The sequence below is a fragment of the Enterobacter sp. CC120223-11 genome (assembly GCF_900215375.1).
In the GTDB taxonomy this organism is placed as follows: Bacteria; Pseudomonadota; Gammaproteobacteria; order Enterobacterales; family Enterobacteriaceae; genus Scandinavium.
In genome coordinates, this window is the sequence record NZ_OBEF01000001.1 from 239,400 (window position 1) to 261,272 (window position 21,873).

The 21,873-nt window shown below is 54.4% G+C and carries 21 protein-coding genes; 9 read left to right on the top strand and 12 right to left on the bottom strand.

Going from position 1 to position 21,873, the window contains the following annotated elements; translation table 11 throughout:
• The first annotated feature begins 23 nt into the window (after nt 1-23).
• From CRO87_RS01065 to osmB, 5 genes are all read left to right on the top strand, one after another.
• Nucleotides 24-1,961 (top strand): exoribonuclease II, encoded by a 1,938-nt coding sequence (locus CRO87_RS01065; RefSeq protein WP_097161075.1) that lies wholly within the window; start codon nt 24-26, stop codon nt 1,959-1,961.
• Between the two features lie 292 nt (nt 1,962-2,253).
• Nucleotides 2,254-4,245, top strand: coding sequence for a cyclic di-GMP phosphodiesterase (pdeR, locus tag CRO87_RS01070; RefSeq protein WP_097161076.1), 1,992 nt, complete (start codon nt 2,254-2,256; stop codon nt 4,243-4,245).
• Nucleotides 4,246-4,441: 196 nt separating this feature from the next.
• Nucleotides 4,442-4,624, top strand: coding sequence for a hypothetical protein (locus CRO87_RS01075; RefSeq protein ID WP_097161077.1), 183 nt, complete (start codon nt 4,442-4,444; stop codon nt 4,622-4,624).
• Nucleotides 4,625-4,642: 18 nt separating this feature from the next.
• Entirely contained in the window at nt 4,643-5,392 is a 750-nt protein-coding gene (locus CRO87_RS01080) for a DNA-binding transcriptional regulator YciT (protein ID WP_097161078.1), read from the top strand.
• A 274-nt stretch (nt 5,393-5,666) separates the two neighbouring features.
• Nucleotides 5,667-5,885, top strand: coding sequence for an osmotically-inducible lipoprotein OsmB (osmB, locus tag CRO87_RS01085; protein ID WP_097161079.1), 219 nt, complete (start codon nt 5,667-5,669; stop codon nt 5,883-5,885).
• Between the two features lie 118 nt (nt 5,886-6,003).
• On the opposite strand, the gene yciH is transcribed toward osmB, so the two are convergent.
• The 5 genes from yciH to pgpB all read right to left on the bottom strand — a co-directional run bounded on the left by yciH (nt 6,004) and on the right by pgpB (nt 9,647).
• Nucleotides 6,004-6,330 (bottom strand): stress response translation initiation inhibitor YciH, encoded by a 327-nt coding sequence (gene yciH / locus CRO87_RS01090; protein WP_097161080.1) that lies wholly within the window; start codon nt 6,328-6,330, stop codon nt 6,004-6,006.
• Nucleotides 6,330-7,055 carry an orotidine-5'-phosphate decarboxylase gene (gene pyrF / locus CRO87_RS01095; RefSeq protein ID WP_097161081.1) on the bottom strand — a complete coding sequence of 242 codons (726 nt, stop codon included), beginning with the start codon at nt 7,053-7,055 and terminating at the stop codon, nt 6,330-6,332. Before pyrF ends, yciH begins: the two co-directional genes overlap by 1 nt.
• A gap of 191 nt (nt 7,056-7,246) precedes the next feature.
• Nucleotides 7,247-8,416, bottom strand: coding sequence for a lipopolysaccharide assembly protein LapB (gene lapB / locus CRO87_RS01100; protein WP_097161082.1), 1,170 nt, complete (start codon nt 8,414-8,416; stop codon nt 7,247-7,249).
• Nucleotides 8,417-8,422: 6 nt separating this feature from the next.
• Nucleotides 8,423-8,731: a LapA family protein gene (locus CRO87_RS01105; protein ID WP_097161083.1), complete on the bottom strand. Its 309-nt coding sequence runs from the start codon at nt 8,729-8,731 to the stop codon at nt 8,423-8,425.
• A 148-nt stretch (nt 8,732-8,879) separates the two neighbouring features.
• The gene (pgpB, locus tag CRO87_RS01110) at nt 8,880-9,647 is read right to left on the bottom strand and encodes a phosphatidylglycerophosphatase B (RefSeq protein ID WP_097161084.1); all 768 of its coding nucleotides are present in this window, start codon (nt 9,645-9,647) and stop codon (nt 8,880-8,882) included.
• 178 nt (nt 9,648-9,825) lie between these two features.
• Here pgpB and ribA point away from each other — a divergent pair, with 178 nt between their 5' ends.
• From ribA to trpS, 3 genes are all read left to right on the top strand, one after another.
• Nucleotides 9,826-10,416, top strand: coding sequence for a GTP cyclohydrolase II (gene ribA, locus CRO87_RS01115; RefSeq protein WP_097161301.1), 591 nt, complete (start codon nt 9,826-9,828; stop codon nt 10,414-10,416).
• 255 nt (nt 10,417-10,671) lie between these two features.
• Nucleotides 10,672-11,157 carry a C40 family peptidase gene (locus tag CRO87_RS01120; RefSeq protein WP_097161085.1) on the top strand — a complete coding sequence of 162 codons (486 nt, stop codon included), beginning with the start codon at nt 10,672-10,674 and terminating at the stop codon, nt 11,155-11,157.
• 213 nt (nt 11,158-11,370) lie between these two features.
• Nucleotides 11,371-12,390: a tryptophan--tRNA ligase gene (gene trpS, locus CRO87_RS01125; RefSeq protein WP_097161086.1), complete on the top strand. Its 1,020-nt coding sequence runs from the start codon at nt 11,371-11,373 to the stop codon at nt 12,388-12,390.
• Between the two features lie 31 nt (nt 12,391-12,421).
• Here trpS and acnA read toward each other — a convergent pair whose 3' ends face one another.
• The 6 genes from acnA to topA all read right to left on the bottom strand — a co-directional run bounded on the left by acnA (nt 12,422) and on the right by topA (nt 19,934).
• Nucleotides 12,422-15,097: an aconitate hydratase AcnA gene (gene acnA, locus CRO87_RS01130; RefSeq protein WP_097161087.1), complete on the bottom strand. Its 2,676-nt coding sequence runs from the start codon at nt 15,095-15,097 to the stop codon at nt 12,422-12,424.
• A 173-nt stretch (nt 15,098-15,270) separates the two neighbouring features.
• Entirely contained in the window at nt 15,271-15,369 is a 99-nt protein-coding gene (ymiC, locus tag CRO87_RS22810; protein WP_255252466.1) for a small membrane protein YmiC, read from the bottom strand.
• A 127-nt stretch (nt 15,370-15,496) separates the two neighbouring features.
• Nucleotides 15,497-15,640 (bottom strand): hypothetical protein, encoded by a 144-nt coding sequence (locus CRO87_RS22660; protein WP_176504236.1) that lies wholly within the window; start codon nt 15,638-15,640, stop codon nt 15,497-15,499.
• 29 nt (nt 15,641-15,669) lie between these two features.
• Nucleotides 15,670-15,810, bottom strand: coding sequence for a YmiA family putative membrane protein (locus tag CRO87_RS01140; protein ID WP_097161089.1), 141 nt, complete (start codon nt 15,808-15,810; stop codon nt 15,670-15,672).
• 344 nt (nt 15,811-16,154) lie between these two features.
• Nucleotides 16,155-17,129 carry an HTH-type transcriptional regulator CysB gene (gene cysB / locus CRO87_RS01145; RefSeq protein ID WP_097161090.1) on the bottom strand — a complete coding sequence of 325 codons (975 nt, stop codon included), beginning with the start codon at nt 17,127-17,129 and terminating at the stop codon, nt 16,155-16,157.
• Between the two features lie 192 nt (nt 17,130-17,321).
• Nucleotides 17,322-19,934, bottom strand: coding sequence for a type I DNA topoisomerase (topA, locus tag CRO87_RS01150; protein WP_097161091.1), 2,613 nt, complete (start codon nt 19,932-19,934; stop codon nt 17,322-17,324).
• A 424-nt stretch (nt 19,935-20,358) separates the two neighbouring features.
• Between topA and CRO87_RS01155 the strand changes: the two genes are divergently transcribed.
• Nucleotides 20,359-20,610, top strand: coding sequence for a YciN family protein (locus CRO87_RS01155; protein WP_097161092.1), 252 nt, complete (start codon nt 20,359-20,361; stop codon nt 20,608-20,610).
• A 46-nt stretch (nt 20,611-20,656) separates the two neighbouring features.
• On the opposite strand, the gene sohB is transcribed toward CRO87_RS01155, so the two are convergent.
• On the bottom strand, nt 20,657-21,703 hold the full coding sequence (gene sohB / locus CRO87_RS01160; RefSeq protein WP_097161093.1) for a protease SohB: 1,047 nt from the start codon (nt 21,701-21,703) through the stop codon (nt 20,657-20,659).
• Between the last annotated feature and the right edge of the window lie 170 nt (nt 21,704-21,873).

The following is a 21,873-nucleotide window of genomic DNA, read 5'->3' on the forward strand; positions in this document are numbered from 1 at the left end:
TTTGGCCACGAAAATACACCATTATGCTTCAGGACAACCCGCTGCTTGCGCAGCTAAAACAGCAACTTCATTCCCAGACCCCTCGCGCTGAAGGGGTGGTGAAAGGCACCGAAAAAGGCTTTGGTTTTCTCGAAGTCGATGCCCAGAAAAGCTACTTCATCTCCCCTCCGCAGATGAAAAAAGTGATGCATGGCGATCGGATTATCGCCACCATCCACAGCGATAAAGGAAAAGAAAGCGCCGAACCGGAAGAACTGGTTGAGCCTTTCCTGACCCGTTTTGTCGGCCGCGTGCAGAAAAAGGACGATCGCCTGTCGATCGTGCCTGACCATCCGCTGCTGAAAGACGCTATCCAGTGCCGCCCTGTGCGCAGCCTGGAACACGATTTTAAAGAGGGTGACTGGGCTGTGGCAGAAATGCGCCGTCATCCACTCAAAGGCGACCGCAGCTTCTACGCCGAGCTCACTCAGTTCATTACCTTCGGTGACGACCACTTTGTTCCGTGGTGGGTAACGCTTGCACGCCACAACCTTGAGAAAGTCGCCCCGGATGGCGCGGCTACCGAAATGCAGGACGAAGGCCTTGAGCGTCGCGATCTGACCGCGCTGAACTTCGTCACCATCGACAGCGCCAGCACCGAAGATATGGACGATGCGCTGTTTGCAGAGGAAGCCGCCGACGGCAAACTGCATCTGACTGTCGCCATCGCCGACCCGACCGCCTGGATCGTTGCAGGCAGCAAGCTGGACAACGCCGCGAAAATCCGTGCGTTCACCAACTATCTGCCGGGCTTCAACATTCCGATGCTCCCGCGCGAACTGTCTGACGACCTTTGCTCCCTGCGTGCCAACGTTGTACGTCCGGTTCTTGCGTGCCGGATGATCATCGCTTCCGACGGTGCCATCGAAGACAACATCGAGTTCTTCGCCGCGAACATTGAGTCAAAAGCGAAGCTCGCCTACGACGACATTTCCGACTGGCTGGAAGGCAACGGTAACTGGCAGCCGCAGAGCGAAGCCATCGCGGCACAAATTAAACTGCTGGAGCGCATCTGCGCCCTGCGCGGCGAGTGGCGTCACAACCACGCGCTGGTGTTCAAGGACCGTCCGGACTACCGCTTTGTGCTTGGTGAGAAAGGCGAGGTGCTGAACATCGTGGCTGAGCCGCGCCGCATTGCAAACCGCATCGTGGAAGAGTCCATGATTGCCGCCAACATCTGTGCGGCTCGTGTGCTGCGCGATAAGCTTGGCTTCGGCGTTTACAACGTGCACACCGGTTTCGACCCGGCGAAGACAGAGCAGCTGTCCGAGCTGATGAAAACCCACGATGTGCATGTCGATCCGCAGGAAGTGTTGACGCTGGAAGGCTTCTGCAAGCTGCGCCGCGAACTCGATGCGATGCCAACCAGCTTCCTCGACAGCCGTATTCGCCGCTTCCAGTCCTTCGCAGAAATCAGCATTGAACCTGGCCCGCATTTTGGCCTGGGCCTCGAAGCGTACGCCACCTGGACCTCCCCGATCCGTAAATACGGTGACATGGTGAACCATCGTCTGCTGAAGGCGATCATCAAAGGTGAAACCCCGGCACGACCTCAGGATGACGCGACTATCCAGATGGCCGAACGCCGCCGCCTGAACCGCATGGCTGAACGCGACGTTGCAGACTGGCTCTATGCCCGCTTCCTGAATGACAAGGCAGGCACGGATACCCGTTTTGCAGCGGAAATTATCGACATCAGCCGCGGCGGGATGCGCGTGCGTCTGGTGGATAACGGCGCTGTGGCCTTTATTCCTGCACCGTTCCTCCACGCCGTGCGTGATGAAATGGTTTGCAGCCAGGAAAACGGCACCGTGCAAATCAAAGGTGAAACCGTCTATAAAGTCACTGACGTCATCGACGTGACTATCGCCGAAGTGCGTATGGAAACCCGCAGCGTTATTGCTCGTCCGTTCCAGGCATAACACTTAAGGGCGGCTAATCATTAGCTGGCCGCCCTTCACTCTCCCGCAATGCGACTGCTTCCACAATTTTTTTCCTGTTTTTCACCACATTCCATCAAAAGCGATCACAATAAAGTGGTGTATCGCAACGCAAAAAAATCACATGCCTGGTCGGGGCTCTTTTTTGATACCCAAGGGCTAGTATACGATTGCAGGTAAATACACGCTGTCCGGTACTCAGACTTTCGGGTGAGCTGGCTCTACCGGTTTATTCATGATTTCAGGATGCGCTAAAGCAGGTTTGGGAGAACACATGGCTGAGGAACTGGAGCAGAACCTGCTCTTTCGGTATCTGGGGACCGTCAGCCCCTGGTGGCGGTTGTCGGGTGACAGCGATGATCTGCATCTTGCCGTCAGTGAAGACACCGACAAGAGTCAGGTCGTCACGCTGAGTGCCGAGCAGGCGAACAGCATTCGCGAAATGACGGTGATCACCTCCAGCCTGACGCTGAACCTCAATGTTGACGGCAGCACCGTGCCGGTGCATCTGGTTGGCCGCAAAATCAATAAAACGCAGTGGGCCGGCAGCGCTTCCGCCTGGGATGATACCGGCTCCGTCGCTCGTGACCTGCTACAGGGGCTCTCCTTCGCTGAACAGGTCGTCTCCGAAGCCAATTCCGTTATCGTTATCCTCGACAGGCACGGCAATATTCAGCGTTTTAACCGCCTGAGCGAAGAGTACACCGGGATGAAGGAGCACGAGGTCATTGGTCAGAACGTTTTTAAGCTGTTTATGAGCCCGGCTGAAGCGGCGGCCTCCCGACGCAACATCAGCGGCTTTTTCACCAACGGCAGCTCCTACGAAGTGGAACGCTGGATCAAGACCCGCAAAGGCCAGCGTCTGTTCTTGTTCCGCAATAAATTCGTCCACAGCGGCAGCGGAAAAAACGAAATCTATCTGATTTGCTCTGGCACCGACATCACCGAAGAACGGCGCGCCCAGGAGCGCCTGCGCGTGCTGGCCAATACCGACACCATCACCGGGTTGCCCAACCGTAACGCTATCAACGACATGATAAGCGACGCCATCAATGCGCGAGGTGAGAGCCAGGTCGGCATTGTTTATCTCGACCTCGACAATTTTAAGAAGGTCAACGACGCCTACGGGCATATGTTTGGCGATCAGTTATTGCAGTCTGTGGCCTTATCCATTTTAAGCTGTCTGGAAGAAGGCCAGACGCTGGCTCGCCTCGGCGGCGATGAGTTTATCGTCCTGGCGACAAACACCTCCCAGGGCGGCCTGGAAGCGATGGCTTCGCGCATTCTTACCCGCTTACGCGATCCTTTCCGCATCGGCCTTATCGAAGTCTATACCGGTTGCTCATTGGGGATTTCTCTCGCACCGCAGCATGGCATCGATCGTGAGAGTCTGATCCGTAATGCCGACACCGCGATGTACACCGCTAAAGAAGGCGGTCGGGGCAAATTCTGCGTCTTCTCTCCGGAGATGAATCTGCGGGTCTTTGAGTATCTCTGGCTCGACACTAACCTGCGTAAGGCGCTGGATAACAATCAATTAGTCATCCACTATCAGCCGAAAATCACCTGGCGCGGCGAAGTGCGCAGCCTGGAAGCGCTGGTACGTTGGGAGTCTCCGGAGCGTGGGCTGATAGCGCCGGGGGAGTTTATCTCCTATGCCGAGGAGTCGGGCCTGATTGTCCCGCTCGGACGCTGGATCATGCTCGACGTGGTGCGACAGGTGGCACAGTGGCGTGACAAAGGCATCAACCTGCGCGTGGCGGTGAACATCTCGGCACGTCAGTTAGCGGACCAAACGCTCTTCAGTGACCTGAAGCAGGTGCTGCGCGATTTGAATTTTGAATACTGCCCGATTGACGTTGAGCTGACGGAAAGCTGTCTGATTGAGAACGAAGAACTCGCTCAGTCGGTTATCCAGCAGTTCAGCGCGCTGGGCTCCCAGGTGCATCTTGACGACTTCGGCACCGGGTATTCATCCCTCTCTCAATTGGCCCGCTTCCCGATTGACGCCATAAAGCTCGACCAGGTATTCGTGCGTGACGTGCATAAACATTCGGTTGCTCAGTCTCTGGTGCGGGCGATCGTTGCCGTGGCGCAGGCACTTAATTTGCAGGTCATTGCTGAAGGCGTGGAAAGCGCGAAAGAAGACGCCTTTCTTACCAAGAACGGCGTCAACGAACGGCAGGGGTTCTTATTCGCCAGGCCGATGCCTGCCGCCGCATTCGAGCGATGGCTTAAGCGACGTCAGACACGCAAGCTGCGTTAGCTGGCCTTGCATTACCCTCCCAGCGTTTGCCGCTTCAGGAGCATCAACGGAGGGTGCTGCCCTTTTATCTCAGACAGGTAACAGGTGTAATTTATAATTTTATGTAATGTGTTTTAGCGCCCATTCAATTTCCTCTTCTCTTTTGTTTCTAATTTCTGCATCATTGATTTTCTTACTTTTCTTTCAGAGATAGCCTATGCCTAAGCTTGATGCGCGTCAGTTAGCTCAACGTATTGATACTGTGCTGGATATTTTGGTTGCAGGTGATGACACCTCCGCAATTAACAATCTGGAAATTCTGAAAGCAGAGCTGCTGGCTCAGGCGTCCGGCGAAGAGGACAGCTCCTCTTCTCAGCCAAAATCGCCCTGGGAAATTTAAAGATACGACGACTCTGATATGAACGCCCGACAACAATCTATTTTGCAAATGGTAATCGACCAAGGCCGTATGAGCGTTGGCGATCTTGCCCGTATGACCGGGGTCTCAGAAGTGACCATCCGTCAGGATCTGAACCTGCTCGAAAAACAAAGCTATTTACGCCGCATGCATGGTTTTGCCGTTCCGCTGGACAGCGAGGACGTGGAAACCCGCATGATGAACAACTTCTCCCTAAAGCGTGAACTGGCGGCGTTCGCAGCCAGTCTCGTGAGTCCGGGAGAAACGGTATTTATTGAGAACGGCAGCAGCAACGCCCTTCTCGCTCGCGCCCTCTCTGAACAGCCGGGCATCACAATCATCACCGTCAGCAGCTATATTGCACATTTGCTGAAAGAGACGCCCGGCGAAGTGATTCTGCTCGGCGGTATCTACCAAAAGAAAAGCGAAAGTATGGTCGGGCCGCTCACCCGTCAGTACATCCAGCAGGTGCATTTCAGTAAGGCTTTTATTGGTGTCGATGGCTGGCAGTATGAAACCGGATTTACCGGCCGCGATATGATGCGCGCCGACGTCGTTAGCGCGGTGCTGGACAAAGGTTGCGAGTCGATTGTACTCAGCGACAGCTCTAAGTTTGGCGCTGTTCACCCCTATCCGCTCGGCCCTTCTCACAAATTCAACCGTCTCATCACGGACGATGGCCTCGCCGCCGATCAACAGCGTCAGCTGGAGATGTCCGGGCTGACGGTGAATATTATCAAACGCCCTTAATGATGGCCCCTCCGGGGGCTTTCATTTTTATCACATTGATTTCGTATTATTTTTCAACATCCAGACACATTAAGACTGTTCCGATCTGCCAATTAAGACTATTTACCTGCCTCATTCCCTCCCGTGACGTAAAATTAATGTTAGCGATATAACAGGAAGTGACTATCACTTGCGTGATTTAAGTAACACCTGCGCAACATATTCCACGGATGCCACCTTTATTTCTACGAAATAATGACGCGCGGCGTGGACGAATTATTCAGGAGAACACTTTATGACTTCAATGAGCAAAAAAATGACTGCAGCCGTGCTGGCTGTCACCCTGGCCTTGTCCCTGAGCGCCTGTTCCAACTGGTCCAAACGCGACCGTAACACCGCTATTGGTGCCGGTGCCGGTGCTCTCGGCGGCGCTGTTCTGACGGATGGCAGCACCCTTGGCACGCTCGGCGGTGCAGCAGTTGGGGGTATTATCGGTCACCAGGTCGGTAAATAATTTCCCTGCCGAAAGATAACGATAAATAAGATACACAGCTGACATTTACACCAATAAAAAGGGCCCCGTTTTCACGGGGCCCTTTTATTAAGAATATATTTTCTGACTGCGTGAAATGTCAGCCGCCCGCCAGTTTTACCTTCATGCCTTTTGCTTCGAGCAGGCTTTTGATCAGGTCCCGTTTATCGCCCTGAATTTCAATCACGCCATCCTTTAGCGCCCCGCCGCAGCCGCATTTCTTTTTCAGCTCCGCCGCAATTTTTGCCAGTTCAGTATCGTCTGCATCAATGCCGGTGATCAGGCAGACACCTTTACCTTTGCGGCCGCTGGTTTGACGCTGGATACGCACGATACCGTCACCTTTTGGGCGTTCCGCCACGGTTTTCGGTTCATCAATGCGTCCGGTATCGGTGGAATACACCAGTCTGCTGTTTGAGTCGCTCATCAGACCCCCTTCGTAAGTGAGTCATTAATCTGACGCAGTGTCAGCGCGGGATCAGCGGACTGCGTAACCGGGCGGCCAATCACCATGTAATCTACGCCTGCCGCCTGAGCCTGCTCCGGCGTCATGATACGGCGTTGATCGCCTGCATCGCTGCCTGCAGGGCGAATGCCAGGCGTGATCAGTTTAAACCCCTGCCCCAATTCCTGCTTGAATCGGACAGCTTCCTGAGCGGAACATACCACGCCGTCAAGCCCACAGCGCTGAGTCAGGGCAGCAAGTTTTGCCGCATGATCTGCTGGAGAGAGCGTGATACCGAGATCCTGCAAATCACTCGCTTCCATGCTGGTCAGGACAGTAACCGCGATCAGCATCGGTGCATCTTTACCAAACGGCAGCAGCGCTTCTCGTGCTGCAGTCATCATCCTTGCACCACCGGAGGCGTGAACGTTTACCATCCAGACACCTAAATCCGCTGCTGCCGCGACCGCGTGCGCCGTGGTATTCGGGATGTCATGAAATTTCAGGTCGAGGAAGATGTCGAACCCACGTTGCTGCAAATCGCGAACCAGCTGTGGCCCGAACAGCGTGAACATCTCTTTTCCGACTTTCAGACGGCAGTCGCGCGGATCGATGCGGTCGACAAAGGCCAGTGCTTTATCACGATTATTATAATCAAGAGCAACAACGACGGGAGAGGAAGTAACACTACGGGATTCAGACGTCATGACCAGACCTTCTTGTTATGGGCCGCAACCGGCAAAAAATCGGTAAACGGCGTGCATTCTACCTGCGATATCCGCAAATTAACAGGCTGCATTTCCCCCGTTATTCCCTGCCAGGCGCGTCCGGGCACGGTGCCGAACAGAGGTATCAGAATCATATAGTATGTTGTAACTAATGTGCGCGTTTTTAAAAATTACTGGCCGTCGAGGCCACGGATAGGTTTAACAGTTGACCACGCACGGCAGGATGGGCAATGCCAGTAGAGGGTATAAGCCGTAAAACCGCATTTCTGGCAGCGATAGCGCGGTTTGCTGCGCACCTGTTCGCCAACCATATCACGCAGCACCATCAGGCTTTCCTTCGCGCGCCCTTCTTCTGCTTCGCTGAGGTGATAGTCCATCAGCTTGTGGAACACTCGCATGGTAGGGTGACGAGTAAGCTGGCGGGTAATATAGGTTTGTGCCGTATCGTTGCCTTCGCGCTGCTCCATTACCTGGGCAAGCATCAGTTCAGCCGTGGCGCCGGTATTCTCTTCTACCGCACGACGCAGGAAGTGTTCCCACTCTTCCTCTTTCCCCAGCTGCTGATAGCAGGTTTGCAGCATTTCGAGGGTTTCGCTGACCAGCTCGCGATCCTGATCGATGACGCGCTGCAGCGACTCTACAGCTTTCGCGTAATCGCCGTTAGCCATAAACACCCGGCCCATCATGATGGAGACACGTGCGCTGTTACGATCCGCCGCCGCGCCCTTTTTCAGCAACGTCATGGCTTTATCCATGTCGCCGTTGCCCATCTGCTGCAGGGCAAGCTCACACCAAAAATGGGCGATTTCAGGACGGTGCTTTTCTTTACCGAGTTTAACGAGGCGTTCGGCCACATCGATGGCCTTCTGCCAGTCGCTGGTTGCCTGGTAAATTTGTAGCAGTTGCTGGAGCGCGCTGATGCGGAAATCCGTTTCGTCCACCAGCTGGCTGAACATATCTTCGGCGCGGTCATACAGGCCCGCGGCCATGTAGTCACGGCCCAGTTGCTGAACGGCGAGAAGACGCTGTTCGTGGGTCAGCGATGCGCTTTCCATCAGCGTCTGGTGAATACGAATGGCGCGGTCAACTTCACCCCGGGAGCGGAACAGGTTGCCCAGCGTCAGGTGGGCTTCGACGGTGCCGGTGTCCTCTTTGAGCATATCGAGGAACAGATCCACCGCCTTATCCTGCTGATTACTGAGCAGGAAGTTAACGCCTGCAACGTAGTCACGGGAAAGTCGGTTCGCATCGTCCTGTTTGGACTGTTGTGCACTTCTGCGGCCCATGTACCAGCCATATGCGGCGGCAACAGGCAAAAGCAGAAACAACAACTCCTGCATAAAGTGTTATTCCTTCACGGCCGGCGCAACCGGCACAGACGTAGCGGGCGCCACCGGCACGAGTTGTTGTTCGAGACGCTTAATTTTACGTTCGGCACGCAGAAGCGAAACGCGCGTACGCAGCCAGAACATGCCACAAACCAGCCAGCCGATAGCAAACCCTGCAGCAAACAACACCGCCAGCAGCGTGGAGATGCGGAACTCGCCCTGCGCCAGCAGATAATTGAAGGTGACCTGCTGATCGTTCTGCGCACCGAGGGTAACGGAGAGGACGAAAATCGCCAGCACCAGTAAGAAAATGAGTAAATATTTCACATTACTTCCCGTCATGTGGTTTATCTGAATAAATCATGTTCGATCTTTCGCTTCCAGCCTTATAAAGTACCATCTTCCCCGCAGCGGCGAAACTGGCAACCCGGTTGCCCGATAAGGATTTGTGGGCAGAAAGCGCCGAAATCAAGCTTTACGTCTCATCAGACTGACGATTTCGGATATCCTGAGCCTCTTCACCCGGCGGCGTCAGCGGGCCACACACTTTCTGCGCAAGCCAGGTTGCAAACGTCACCAGCAGCCATGACATCAGCGTAGCAACCACCAAATCCCTCGGCCAGTGCATCCCCAGCAGCAATCGGCTACCCATTACCGCCGTGGCCCAGACCAGCAGAACGGCAATAGTCACCGTGCGCCGACGGGGCCAAAGGAGGCCTACCGCCAGTAGCGCCCAGCTGGCGGCAAACATGGTGTGGCCGGAAGGAAACGCAAAACCGGTCTCTTTTTGCCAGTGTTGGCGTAAAAACAGCGGCAAATCATCCTGGTGAGAGAGCTGTTCTTTCACCAGATGCGCGCGATCCTTGCGTTTTAAAGTGTAGAACGCCTCGACGGGCACCTGCTGCGTTTTTTCCAGCCAGACAACGAAAGGGCGCGGCTCCTGGACCCGCTCCTTCACCCAGGATTTCGCTGCCTGACCGATGAGAATCGCGCCGGCCAGAATGGCAAAAAGCATGATTGCCGCCCGCAGCCGAAAACGAAGACACCACAGAAACCAGCCGCAAAGCACGACGTGAGTAATAATGCCCCAGGGTTGGGTCACGGTTTCCGTCACCCAGTACATTGCCTTCAGCCACCAGGTGTTGTGGCCGGGCTGCCATACCCAGCCAGAAATCCATACCGCCAGCGGCATTATCAGTAGCAGCGAGGCGCCTGCCGCAGTTCGTCGCGCAATTGAAAGCATTGTCTCTCCTTTATCCTTAAGCATCACAATCATAACTGAAAAATGCCGGAACGGTGAAAGCGCCCGTATTGTGCGTTTAAGCAGCAGATACTCTTCCGCCATTAGGTGAAGTTTCACCGTTGTGGCAAAATAGAAAGAAACAGAAGGCATCTGGATGCCGAAGGATCTGGAGAATCACATGCAGCTTAAACGTGTGGCAGAAGCCAAACTGCCAACCCCCTGGGGCGATTTCCTGATGGTGGGTTTTGAAGAACTGGCAACCGGGCAGGATCACGTGGCCCTGGTGTTCGGCGATATTTCCGGCAAAACCCCCGTGCTGGCACGCGTCCACTCTGAATGCCTGACCGGCGACGCCCTGTTCAGCCTGCGCTGCGACTGTGGTTTTCAGCTTGAAGCGGCTCTCGCACACATTGCCGAAGAAGGGCGCGGGATCCTGCTTTACCACCGTCAGGAAGGCCGCAATATTGGTTTGCTGAATAAAATCCGCGCCTATGCGCTGCAGGACCAGGGTTACGACACCGTGGAAGCCAACCATCAGCTGGGCTTCGCCGCCGACGAGCGCGACTTTACCCTCTGTGCCGACATGTTCAAACTGCTGGGCGTGGACGAAGTGCGCCTGCTGACCAACAACCCTAAAAAGGTCGAAATTCTGACCGAAGCCGGGATCAACATTGTGGAACGCGTGCCGCTGATCGTGGGCCGTAACCCGAAAAACGAGCACTATCTCGATACCAAAGCCGCAAAAATGGGCCATCTGCTCGGCAACTAGCACTCTGGCGGCGCGATTCGACTGGCGCCGCCTCCCCCCTTCATTTGTTACTCCTCGGTTGCCAGTCTTATGTTTTTTTATCCGATATTTCCTGCCTGTTAATTCCCCGTAACCCCCCTGTTTCTGTACAAAGAATAACCGACATTATTGCCCGCTTATCTCCCTGAGCAAAAAACGATCAACTGTTAAGCTATGTTCACGCCTCGCAAGGAGTCACTTGTGAATTCTTTTTGTTGATAATGATGTTATTCCGTTATGTCCGTATTCAAAAAAATGTGCCCCACGCTGCTGTTGCTTGTCATCGTCCTGGCTGCTTTTTCTGCAAATGCCCTCAATCTTCCACAACGCTTCACAACGCTGCCATCCTCTTCCTCTCAGCAGTTAAAATCGTCCTTGCTGAAACAGTACGCACGCTGGGAAGGAACACCGTACAATTTCGGTGGCACGCGACGCAGCGGCATTGATTGCTCAGCGTTGATGCAGAAAATTTTTTCCCACCACATTGCGCTGCCTCGAACAACGCATCAGCAAAAAAAGCGTGGCAAACAAGTTGGCAAGCATGAGTTACGCATCGGTGACCTGGTGTTCTTTAAGTCTTCGCCACGCGTGCAGCATGTGGGGGTATACATTGGCGATAGCCAGTTTATACACGCCTCGCAGAAAGTGGGCGTCACCATTTCACGGCTGGATAATCCTTACTGGGCGCCGCGGTATGAAACCGCACGGCGAGTCATTCAGTAACCTGTTAGCTTTCGGTTTATTGTTTATGAGCGGCATTTACGCTATCGTCAGCCCATGAACAGCAATACCGTTTGCCCTTCTCACCTCTCTTTACGTTGGTGGCAGCCTTAATCAAGGCCGCCTGATTTCCCCTTTTTCTTTTTTATCTCAGGCCGCCGGAAGGCGTCCACTCTGTCTGCAGAACCGCTTTCTGGCGCACAACAGGAGCTTCTGATGACTGATTTGACTCGACAACCTCACGTTATCCTCACCGGCGACCGTCCAACTGGTCAGCTGCATTTAGGTCACTACGTCGGCTCGCTGCGCCAGCGCGTCGCGCTGCAGACGCAGCATCCGCAGTACATTCTTATCGCTGATTTACAAGGGCTGACCGACAACGGTTCGCAGCCGCAGAAAATTGCCAGCAACGTGCTGGAAGTGATGGCTGATTACCTCGCCGTTGGCATTGATCCTTCACACTCGACCATTTGCCTGCAGTCCGCCCTGCCTGCGCTGGCGGAGCTGACCATGCTGTATATGAATATCGTGACCGTCTCGCGAGTCGAACGTAACCCCACGGTCAAAAACGAAATTCAGCAAAAAGGTTTTGCTCGCTCACTGCCAACAGGATTTTTGGTCTATCCCATCAGCCAGGCGGCCGACATCACCGCTTTTGGCGCCAGCCTGGTGCCGGTGGGCGACGATCAGCTCCCTATGATCGAGCAGACCAATGAGATCGTCCATAAGATGAACAGCCTGCTTAGTGAACCGGTACTGCGCCGCTGTCAGGCCCTGCTGAGCCCGGTCAGTCGCCTGCCCGGCATTGACGGCAACGCAAAAATGTCAAAATCGTTGGGCAACACCCTGACGCTTTCCGCAACTGAAGAGCAGATCCATAAAGCCGTAGGGGCGATGTATACCGACCCACAGCATCTGCGCATCAGTGACCCGGGTCAGGTCGAAGGCAATGTCGTGTTTACCTACCTTGATGCGTTTCATCCTGATGCTGAAAAGGTCGCCGCGATGAAAGCGCATTACCGACAGGGAGGCCTGGGTGACCGGCAGTGCAAAATGGCGCTGGAGGAGTGCCTGCAGGCGCTGCTGGCGCCAATTCGCGAGCGACGTAAGGAAATGATTGCCGACAAAGGCGCGCTGCTGGCGTTGCTCAAGCAAGGCAGCGAGAAGGCGCATGACCATACGCAAAAAACGCTGCATGCGGTGAAACGTGGCTTAGGATTGCCGGTGATGTTCTGAATAAAAGGGCCTGCACGCAGGCCCTTACGTTTTAGTGGAGCATATTACGGATCACATAATGCAGGATCCCGTCATTCTGATAGTAGGTAAGCTCGGTAGTGGTATCGATCCGGCAGCGGCAGTCAATCACCTCTTTCTTGCCGTCGGCCCGGGTCAGCGTGACTGGAATCATCGCCCCCGGTTTCAGGCTTTGCAGATTAGCAATGTCGATCTGCTCTTCCCCCGTCAGCCCCAGTGTTTTTCGGGTGACGCCCTGAGGGAACTCCAGTGGCAGGATCCCCATGCCAATCAGGTTAGAACGGTGAATACGCTCGAAGGACTCAGAGATAACCACCCGCACGCCCAGCAAGCGCGGGCCTTTCGCTGCCCAATCACGACTGGAGCCTGAGCCATACTCTTTCCCGGCGATCACCGCCAGCGGCGTGCCCTGCTCCAGATAGCGCATCGCCGCATCGTAAATCGAAATGACTTCCGAGCCCGGCAGGTGTCGGGTCATACCCCCTTCAACGCCAGGCACCATTTCGTTACGAATACGAATGTTGGCAAAGGTTCCGCGCATCATCACTTCGTGGTTACCGCGGCGGGAGCCATAGGAGTTGAAGTCCCGACGCTCAACGCCATGGTTTTGCAGATAGCGACCCGCCGGGCTGTCTGGCTTGATGCTGCCCGCAGGGGAAATATGGTCCGTTGTGACGGAGTCCCCGAGCATGGCGAGGATCCTGGCGCCATGAATATCCTCAACCGGGTCCGGCTGTACGCCCATCTCATCGAAGAATGGCGACAGGCGAATATAAGTGGAATCCTGCTGCCAGCCGTAGGTATCCGATTGTTCGGTTTTAATCGCTTTCCACTCCGGCGTGCCCTCAAACACTTCGGCATACTCTTTGTGGAACATTTCGGTAGAGACTTCTTCCACCGCACGGGCAATCTCCGCCCCGCTCGGCCAGATATCTTTGAGGTAGACCGGGTTTCCCTTCTGGTCATGCCCCAGCGGGTCGGTCATCAAATTGCTGTTCATATTTCCGGCCAGCGCATAGGCCACCACCAGCGGCGGCGAGGCCAGCCAGTTGGTTTTCACCAGCGGATGAATACGCCCCTCAAAGTTTCGGTTCCCTGAAAGCACCGCCCCGACGGTCAAATCACCTTTTTTAATGGCCGTTTCAATCGGATCGGGCAGCGGGCCAGAGTTACCAATACAGGTCGTACAACCGTAACCGACAAGGTTGAAGCCAAGCTCATCCAGGTAAGGCGTAAGCTTCGCATGAGCCAGGTAATCGGACACCACCTTTGAACCAGGCGCGAGCGAGGCTTTCACCCACGGCTGACGCTTCAGCCCAAGCTTGACGGCCTTTTTCGCCAGCAGCCCGGCGGCCATCAATACGCTGGGGTTAGAGGTATTGGTACAGGAAGTGATGGCGGCAATCACCACCGCGCCGTCCGGCAACTGATACTGATGCCCGTTCAGCGTATAGTCCACCGGGTTGCGGTCTTTCTGGGCGGTGTTCAGCTCCAGCTCCGCGCTCTGCGAGAAGACTTTGGGTACATCGCCCAGCGCCACGCGATCCTGCGGTCGTTTTGGCCCGGCGAGACTCGCTTCGACTTCACCCATATCCAGCGCAAGCGTGCTGGTAAAGACGGGTTCATCGCCGGTATTACGCCACATGCCCTGCGCTTTGGCATAGGCTTCGGTCAGCTCGACTTGCTCCTCGCTGCGTCCGCTGAGCCGCATATAGTCGAGCGTTACGCCATCAATCGGGAAGAAGCCGCAGGTTGCACCGTATTCAGGCGACATGTTGGCGATTGTCGCACGGTCTGCCAGCGGCAGTGAATCCAGGCCGTCGCCGTAAAATTCAACAAATTTGCCCACCACGCCGTGCTTGCGCAGCATCTGGGTGACCGTGAGCACCAGGTCAGTGGCGGTGATCCCTTCGCGCAGCTTGCCGGTCAGCTTAAAGCCCACCACGTCCGGAATCAGCATAGAAACAGGCTGGCCCAGCATCGCAGCTTCGGCTTCGATACCGCCCACGCCCCAGCCCAGGACGCCAAGACCGTTGATCATCGTGGTGTGGGAATCGGTGCCGACCAGCGTGTCCGGATAAGCAACCCACTCGCCGTTCAGCTGCTCGCTCCAGACGGCTTTACCCAGATACTCGAGGTTCACCTGATGACAAATGCCGGTTCCCGGCGGCACCACGCTGAAGCGGCTGAACGCCTGCTGACCCCAGCGCAGGAAGACATAACGCTCATGGTTGCGTTCCATTTCCAGGCGCACGTTTTCGGCGAAGGCATCATCATCGCCGAAATGATCGACGGTAACCGAGTGGTCAATCACCAGGTCGACCGGCGAGAGCGGATTCACCTTCGCCGTGTCACCTCCAAGGCGTTTCACTGCTTCTCGCATCGCAGCCAGATCGACCACAGCCGGAACACCAGTGAAATCCTGCATCAGCACGCGGGCGGGACGGTAAGCAATTTCGCGATCGGCATGGGCATTTTTCAGCCATCCGGCCAGGGCGTGAATATCCTCTTCGGTGACGGAATCACCGTCCTGCCAGCGCAGCAGGTTTTCGAGCAGGACTTTGAGCGACTTGGGCAGACGCGAGATATCGCCCAGGGTTTTTGCGGCGAGCGCCAGACTGTAGTAATGGTAGGTTTTGGCTTTGGTCTGTAGCTGGTCCTGACTCGCTTCTCGTAGGGTTGACGACATAGCTCCTCCTTAATGACAGGGAATTGCGATACCCTGACTCTCCTCAGGGTCTGTCTTTAAAGATAACACAGCCTTGCCGTAACGTTTTGATAACAACCCGAAATGCTAAATCCTGACGTTTATTTACTGATGAAAAAAGAAAACCCGGCGAGAATGCCGGGTTTATTGAAGACTTATTTGATGAGGACCCAGACCAGCTGGCACCAGAAAAGGAGTGAGAGTGAAAACGCCCCCATCCAGGACCAGTATTTCACGTTGCGGTTCGTATTCATTATTCAACACTCATAGTTATTCATTTTTATTGCCTGTTCAGGCAACGGTCTTATTGCTGTAGTGTCTTTATTAACGAGTACAAAACCCAATACAGGAACAGTTAACGGTAAGCATAAAGCGAATGAATTAGCGTTTTTTTTCGTCGGTATCAGCAAAGGAATCAATAAAGGCCTGCTGCTGCGTCGTCAGTTTCCAGGAGGCTGGCACTGAAGTCACCGCCCCCTTCTTACTGGCTTTGAGTTTGTCATGGGACTGACATGTTGGCTTCACCGGGAGACCCTGAGTAGAAACTGTCATCTTTAACCCCAAAATTTCCAGATAAGCAGAGCGACAACCACCCAAAACAGTACGGAGCCCAGGAATACCGCTCGCCAGGCTTTTCGCTTCAGCTCAGGATCCCTCTGCAATTCATCTCGTCCTGACGGCATTGCTAACCTCATACAATCGGCATCACTTATTGTTTGGCACCGAACAATCGGTACAATTAATCACCATTGAGATAAATCCTAATAAAAAATGTCCTGAAAATCCAGCGATTTTGTGAATCGTCCCGACTGGAATTCTGAATCTTTGACACAAAATAAATAATTGATAAGCAAAATTTGCGTAGCAGCAAAATAGTTTCTACTTTTGTCTTCATTTAACAGCAGATTAACAATCTGGCAGGATGGAAACGTGGGGAACAAAAATGCGCGGAATGCAAATGAGGCGAGTTTTAATTTACGTTAAGTGATCTATTTCACGATATCCCCGTGGCCGGGGATATCAGTAATTTCGGCAGGGATTATTTTTCAGGTAATTTAATATCCTTAAACATCTCTTCTATGTCTTCATTCGAGCGTAATGCCACTGCGGTATCCACCACATCACGCGTCAAATGTGGCGCAAAGCGCTGAATAAAATCATACATATAGCTGCGCAGGAAGGTGCTGCGGCGGAAGCCAATTTTAGTGGTACTGTGGCTAAAGATGTCGCCCGCTTCGAGCTTAATTAAATCCGGGTCGGACACCGGATCGACGGCCATACTGGCTATCACCCCAACACCTAACCCCAGGCGTACGTAGGTTTTGATCACATCGGCATCGGTGGCGGTGAAAACGATTCGCGGCGTCAGCCCGGCACGATTGAATGCGGTATCCAGCTCTGAGCGCCCGGTGAAGCCAAAGGTATAGGTCACGAGAGGATACTGCGCCAGCTCTTCAATTGTGACCGAACCTTTACCGGCCAGCGGATGATCTGGCGTCACGACGATTGAACGGTTCCAGTGGTAGCACGGCAGCATGACAAGGTCGTCATAAAGATGCAGCGCTTCGGTGGCAATAGCGAAATCAGCGTTGCCTTTGGATACGGCCTCAGCAATTTGCGTGGGCGATCCCTGATGCATGTGCAGCGAAACACGCGGGTAACGTTCGATAAAGCCTTTAATCACGCCTGGCAGCGCATAACGCGCCTGCGTATGCGTAGTGGCGACGTACAACGAGCCTTTGTCCGGCCAGGTGTGCTCCCCGGCAACAGATTTGATGGCATCCACTTTAGAGAGCACTTCGCGGGCGATACGGATAATTTCCTGCCCGGCTGGCGTCACCTGCGTCAGGTGCTTACCGCTGCGGGCAAAAATCTGGATACCCAGCTCATCCTCGAGCATACGCACCTGCTTACTGATGCCCGGTTGAGAGGTGTACAACCCTTCAGCGGTCGAGGAAACGTTGAGGTTATGGTTCACAACCTCAACGATGTAACGGAGTTGCTGTAGTTTCATGACCGGTATCCGATATGCGTACGGCGCCAATGCCTAATACGATTTAATAATAAGAAAGCAGTTAACTATAACCACTATATCATTTATACCGGAGGTGTATAGATGCGAAGAAAAAATAATAACGCCGGGTTTATGCCAAAGCAAAGGGCCGCATTGCGGCCCTTTTATCGTGTTCAGTAAGTCAAAAAAGCATTACTTTTTCGCGACTTCCTGCCACTTACCGTCGATGAAGAAGGCAGACCAGCCGGTAGCTTTGCCGTCTTTCTCCGAAGCCACGTACTGCTGCTTGGTTTTGCGACTGAAGCGAACCATCGTCTTGTTGCCCTGGCCATCTTCCTGTGGCGCATCGGCCAGATAGCGCAGTTTTTCCGGCAGACGATCGCGGAAGCGATACAGTTCTTCCACCAGCGGCGCACGGGTTTCGCGCGATTTCGGGAAGGTGTTCGCGGCAAGGAACACGCCTGCGGCGCCGTCACGCAGCACAAAGTACGCGTCTGACTTCTCGCACGGCAGTTCCGGCAACGGAACCGGGTCTTCCTTCGGCGGCGCGACTTCACCGTTACGCAGGATCTTACGGGTGTTCTTACAGTCGTCGTTGGTGCAGGCCATGTACTTACCGAAACGCCCCATTTTCAGATGCATTTCAGAGCCACACTTTTCACACTCAACGATCGGGCCGTCATAGCCTTTGATGCGGAATTCGCCTTCTTCGATCTCGTAGCCATCGCAGGTCGGGTTGTTACCGCAGACGTGCAGCTTGCGCTTTGGATCGATGAGGTAGCTGTCCATCGCCGTGCCGCACTTCGCGCAACGACGTTTAGCACGCAGCGCGTTCGTTTCCGCGTCGTCGCCTTCCAGCACGTTCAGCACTTCGTTTTCCGGCACCAGGTTGATGGTGGTTTTGCAGCGCTCTTTCGGCGGTAACGCATAGCCAGAGCAGCCGAGGAAGACGCCAGTACTGGCCGTACGAATCCCCATTTTACGACCGCAGGTTGGGCAGTCGATGCTGGTCAAGATCATCGGGTTAGGCTTCATGCCGCCCTCTTCCGGATCCTTATCGGCGGTTTCCAGCTGGCGGGTAAAATCGCCAAAGAAATCGTTCAGCACGTTTTTCCACTCGGCCTGATGGTTGGCCACCTTATCGAGGCTGCTTTCCATCTGTGCCGTGAAGTCGTAGTTCATTAGCTCGCGGAAGTTAGCTTCCAGACGGTCGGTGACAATCTCACCCATCTTTTCAGCGTAGAAACGACGGTTTTCCACACGAACGTAGCCGCGATCCTGAATGGTCGAAATGATCGACACGTAGGTCGATGGACGGCCGATACCGCGCTTCTCGAGCTCTTTCACCAACGAGGCTTCGCTGAAACGCGCTGGCGGCTTGGTGAAGTGCTGGGCAGGCAGAAGCTCAACCAGAGACAGCTCTTCACCTTTTTTCACCGGCGGCAGCGTGCGATCTTCATCGCCCTTGCGCAGCGCAGGCATCACTTTCGTCCAGCCGTCGAAGCGCAGCGTGCGGCCGCGAGCTTTCAGTTTGAAATCACCCGCGCCCACGGTCAGAGTCGTGGAATCGTACTGCGCTGGCGTCATCTGGCAGGCCACAAGCTGACGCCAGATCAGCTGATACAGCTTCTGCGCATCGGCTTCCATATCCTTCAGCGATTCCGCAAGGACGGTAACGTCGGAAGGACGAATCGCTTCGTGCGCTTCCTGAGAGTTCTCTTTGCTGGCGTACTGGTTCGGGTTTTCCGGCAGATATTTCTTACCGAAATTGTCACCAATATAGTCGCGCACCATCTTCACCGCGTCCTGGCTCAGGTTGGTGGAGTCAGTACGCATGTAGGTGATGTAACCTGCTTCGTAAAGACGCTGGGCCATCATCATGGTTTTCTTCACGCCGTAGCCCAGTCGGGTGCTCGCAGCCTGCTGCAAGGTTGAGGTCGTGAACGGCGCACCCGGCTTGCTGCTGGTTGGCTTATCTTCACGCTCAAGCACGCTGTAGCGCGCTTTTTCAAGCAGGCTGACCGCCGCCATGGTTTCGTCACGGGTGACCGGACGGAACGGCTTATCGTTATGATGGCTCACTTCCAGCGGCAGCGTTTCACCTGATGGCGTGGTGGTGCTGGCGTCGATTTCCCAGAACTCTTCCGGAACGAACGCTTTGATTTCACGTTCACGCTCAACCACCAGACGCACAGCAACGGACTGTACGCGGCCTGCAGACAGACCGCGGGCAATTTTTTTCCACAGCAGCGGAGAAACCATGTAACCCACAACGCGGTCAACAAAGCGACGCGCCTGCTGGGCGTTAACACGGTCGATATTCAGCTCGCCCGGCTTTTCGAATGCCTGACGAATCGCATTTTTGGTGATTTCGTTAAACACCACGCGGCTGTAGCGCGAGTCATCACCGCCGATCACTTCCCGCAGGTGCCAGGCAATGGCTTCCCCTTCGCGGTCAAGGTCGGTTGCGAGATAGATATGGTCAGCTTTTTCAGCTAACTGTTTGAGTTCCGCGACCACTTTTTCTTTGCCCGGCAGCACTTCGTACTGGGCAGCCCAGTCGTGCCACGGATCCACGCCCATACGGTTAACGAGGGCACCGCGCTCATCTTTCTTCGGCTTTTTGGCCGTTTTAGCGGCTGTTTTTGTGGACGTCGCTTCAGCGCTTTTTTTGCTGGCTGAACCGCTGGTGGGCAGATCGCGAATATGACCGACGCTGGATTTCACCACGTAGTCATTGCCGAGATATTTATTGATCGTTTTGGCTTTTGCCGGGGACTCAACGATAACGAGAGCTTTACCCATATTCACCTTTACCTAATTTGATTCTTCCAGGAATACGCGCCGATTAAAACTGAGCGGCGCATAGTTCGTACTTGAATTTACCTTCCACTGGCGACGTGTCTAATCTGGAGACGGCGTCAATGGAGTTCAACCCCTTCCCTGCATTGGCCCCAGAAGCCTTCACACAGCGGATTGAGTTTGCTGGCCTTTTCCTGCCAGGTGGTACAGCACGAAGAATTTTCGGTCGAATGTCAAGCAATTCTGTTGCCAGAATGCGAAAGCGTCACACTGTACCTGATAAAATCCGTTACGCAACTTTATTAGCATGCAAAAGTGATTCCCGCCAGCAGACAGCCCGGCGGGATGACCTTGTGTTTTTCAGGGAAAATTTGCCCCGACTTCGCGCCGGGCGTAGACTAGCGGCAGTGTTTTAGAGGAGTACGAGATGCAAGAAACATCCCAACCTATCGATCGCCAGTCCCTGCTGGTCGAAGCTAACCGTCTTATTCGTGAGCATGAAGATACAATGAAAGGTATCGAAGCCACCGGTGTGACTCAGCGTAACGGCGTGCTGGTGTTCAGCGGTGAGTTCTATCTTGATGAGCAAGGTTTGCCGACGCCCAAAAGTACCGCGGTCTTCAATATGTTTAAATATCTGGCCCACCAGCTGTCAGAGAAATACCACCTCGTCGATTAAAAAAATGCGAGGCTCAGGCCTCGCATTCTTTATACATCAACAGCGTTTACATCATCGGTTTTTGCCCGCGCTGCCACCAGCGCATCAGCAGATGGTCGGCACTTTCTGCCGCACTGCCAGTGAAGCGATCCATCAATTTCTTGCGTTGTAGATAGCGCACGCTCATCACGTCGTAGTCAGCCATCAGCCCCAACAGCAGGTCGTCGCTGGTGCCAATTTCATCCACCAGCCCTTTGGCTTTGGCCTGCTGCCCGTACCAGTGCTCACCCGTTGCCACCTCGTCGATATTCAGCTGCGGGCGCATCTGATGCACAAAATCTTTAAACAGCAGATGGGTTTCGTTCAGATCCTCGCGGAATTTCTGCCGACCTTCTTCCGTATTTTCGCCAAGCAGCGTCAGCGTGCGCTTGTACTGCCCGGCGGTGTGCAGCTCTATATCAATGTCCTTGTTTTTCAGGAAGCGATTGAAGTTCGGGATCTGCGCGACCACGCCAATGGAGCCAATAATCGCAAAAGGAGCAGAGACAATTTTATTGCCCACGCAGGCCATCATGTAGCCGCCGCTGGCCGCCACTTTATCCACGGCGATGGTCAGCGGGATGTTTTTCTCACGCAGGCGCTGCAGCTGCGAAGCAGCAAGACCGTAGCCATGTACCACGCCGCCAGGGCTTTCAAGACGCATCACCACCTGATCCTGTGGCTTGATAACCGCCAGCACGGCGGTCACTTCTTCGCGCAGAGCGGAAACCTCATGGGCGTCCATACTGCCTTTGAAATCAAGCACCCAAGCCTTCGGTTTTTCACCTGATTCCTTGACGCCTTTCTTCGCGTTAGCCTTCGCCGTTTTCGCTTCCTGCTTGTGCTTTTTCTTTTGCGCTTTGTGCCAGAGTTTTTGCTGCGGGCCATCGAGCAGCGCCACGCTCATCTCTTCCTGCATCTCTTTGTAGTGTTCACTGAGATTGGTGATCCGCAGCTCTCCACGCTGCCGCTTACGTTGGGTAAGATTCACAATAAGCGTTGCAACCACCGCTATCGCGACCACAACCGTGGCGATTTTCGCCAAAAACAACCCATATTGAGCAAGTAATTCCACGCTTCCACCTTGAAAAGAATCACACAGTTATCGCCCACAGTGTACAACAGCCCTGACGACGCGTCTTCCGCCTGAATTGTACGCTGCGAGCGCGCTTCCCGTTTTTTTCTCCCGCAGTGAAATGATTGCAAAATGTTAATTCTGCGCAGGCTTTCCGCCTGGCTGATTGA

Bases quoted from the DNA above. Each gene is read 5' to 3' on its own strand.
- CRO87_RS01065 (WP_097161075.1), top strand. From the start codon at position 24: ATGCTTCAGGACAACCCGCTGCTTGCGCAGCTAAAACAGCAACTTCAT.
- pdeR (WP_097161076.1), top strand. From the start codon at position 2,254: ATGGCTGAGGAACTGGAGCAGAACCTGCTCTTTCGGTATCTGGGGACC.
- CRO87_RS01075 (WP_097161077.1), top strand. From the start codon at position 4,442: ATGCCTAAGCTTGATGCGCGTCAGTTAGCTCAACGTATTGATACTGTG.
- CRO87_RS01080 (WP_097161078.1), top strand. From the start codon at position 4,643: ATGAACGCCCGACAACAATCTATTTTGCAAATGGTAATCGACCAAGGC.
- osmB (WP_097161079.1), top strand. From the start codon at position 5,667: ATGACTTCAATGAGCAAAAAAATGACTGCAGCCGTGCTGGCTGTCACC.
- yciH (WP_097161080.1), bottom strand. From the start codon at position 6,330: ATGAGCGACTCAAACAGCAGACTGGTGTATTCCACCGATACCGGACGC.
- pyrF (WP_097161081.1), bottom strand. From the start codon at position 7,055: ATGACGTCTGAATCCCGTAGTGTTACTTCCTCTCCCGTCGTTGTTGCT.
- lapB (WP_097161082.1), bottom strand. From the start codon at position 8,416: ATGCAGGAGTTGTTGTTTCTGCTTTTGCCTGTTGCCGCCGCATATGGC.
- pgpB (WP_097161084.1), bottom strand. From the start codon at position 9,647: ATGCTTTCAATTGCGCGACGAACTGCGGCAGGCGCCTCGCTGCTACTG.
- ribA (WP_097161301.1), top strand. From the start codon at position 9,826: ATGCAGCTTAAACGTGTGGCAGAAGCCAAACTGCCAACCCCCTGGGGC.
- CRO87_RS01120 (WP_097161085.1), top strand. From the start codon at position 10,672: ATGTCCGTATTCAAAAAAATGTGCCCCACGCTGCTGTTGCTTGTCATC.
- trpS (WP_097161086.1), top strand. From the start codon at position 11,371: ATGACTGATTTGACTCGACAACCTCACGTTATCCTCACCGGCGACCGT.
- acnA (WP_097161087.1), bottom strand. From the start codon at position 15,097: ATGTCGTCAACCCTACGAGAAGCGAGTCAGGACCAGCTACAGACCAAA.
- ymiC (WP_255252466.1), bottom strand. From the start codon at position 15,369: ATGAATACGAACCGCAACGTGAAATACTGGTCCTGGATGGGGGCGTTT.
- CRO87_RS01140 (WP_097161089.1), bottom strand. From the start codon at position 15,810: ATGAGGTTAGCAATGCCGTCAGGACGAGATGAATTGCAGAGGGATCCT.
- cysB (WP_097161090.1), bottom strand. From the start codon at position 17,129: ATGAAACTACAGCAACTCCGTTACATCGTTGAGGTTGTGAACCATAAC.
- topA (WP_097161091.1), bottom strand. From the start codon at position 19,934: ATGGGTAAAGCTCTCGTTATCGTTGAGTCCCCGGCAAAAGCCAAAACG.
- CRO87_RS01155 (WP_097161092.1), top strand. From the start codon at position 20,359: ATGCAAGAAACATCCCAACCTATCGATCGCCAGTCCCTGCTGGTCGAA.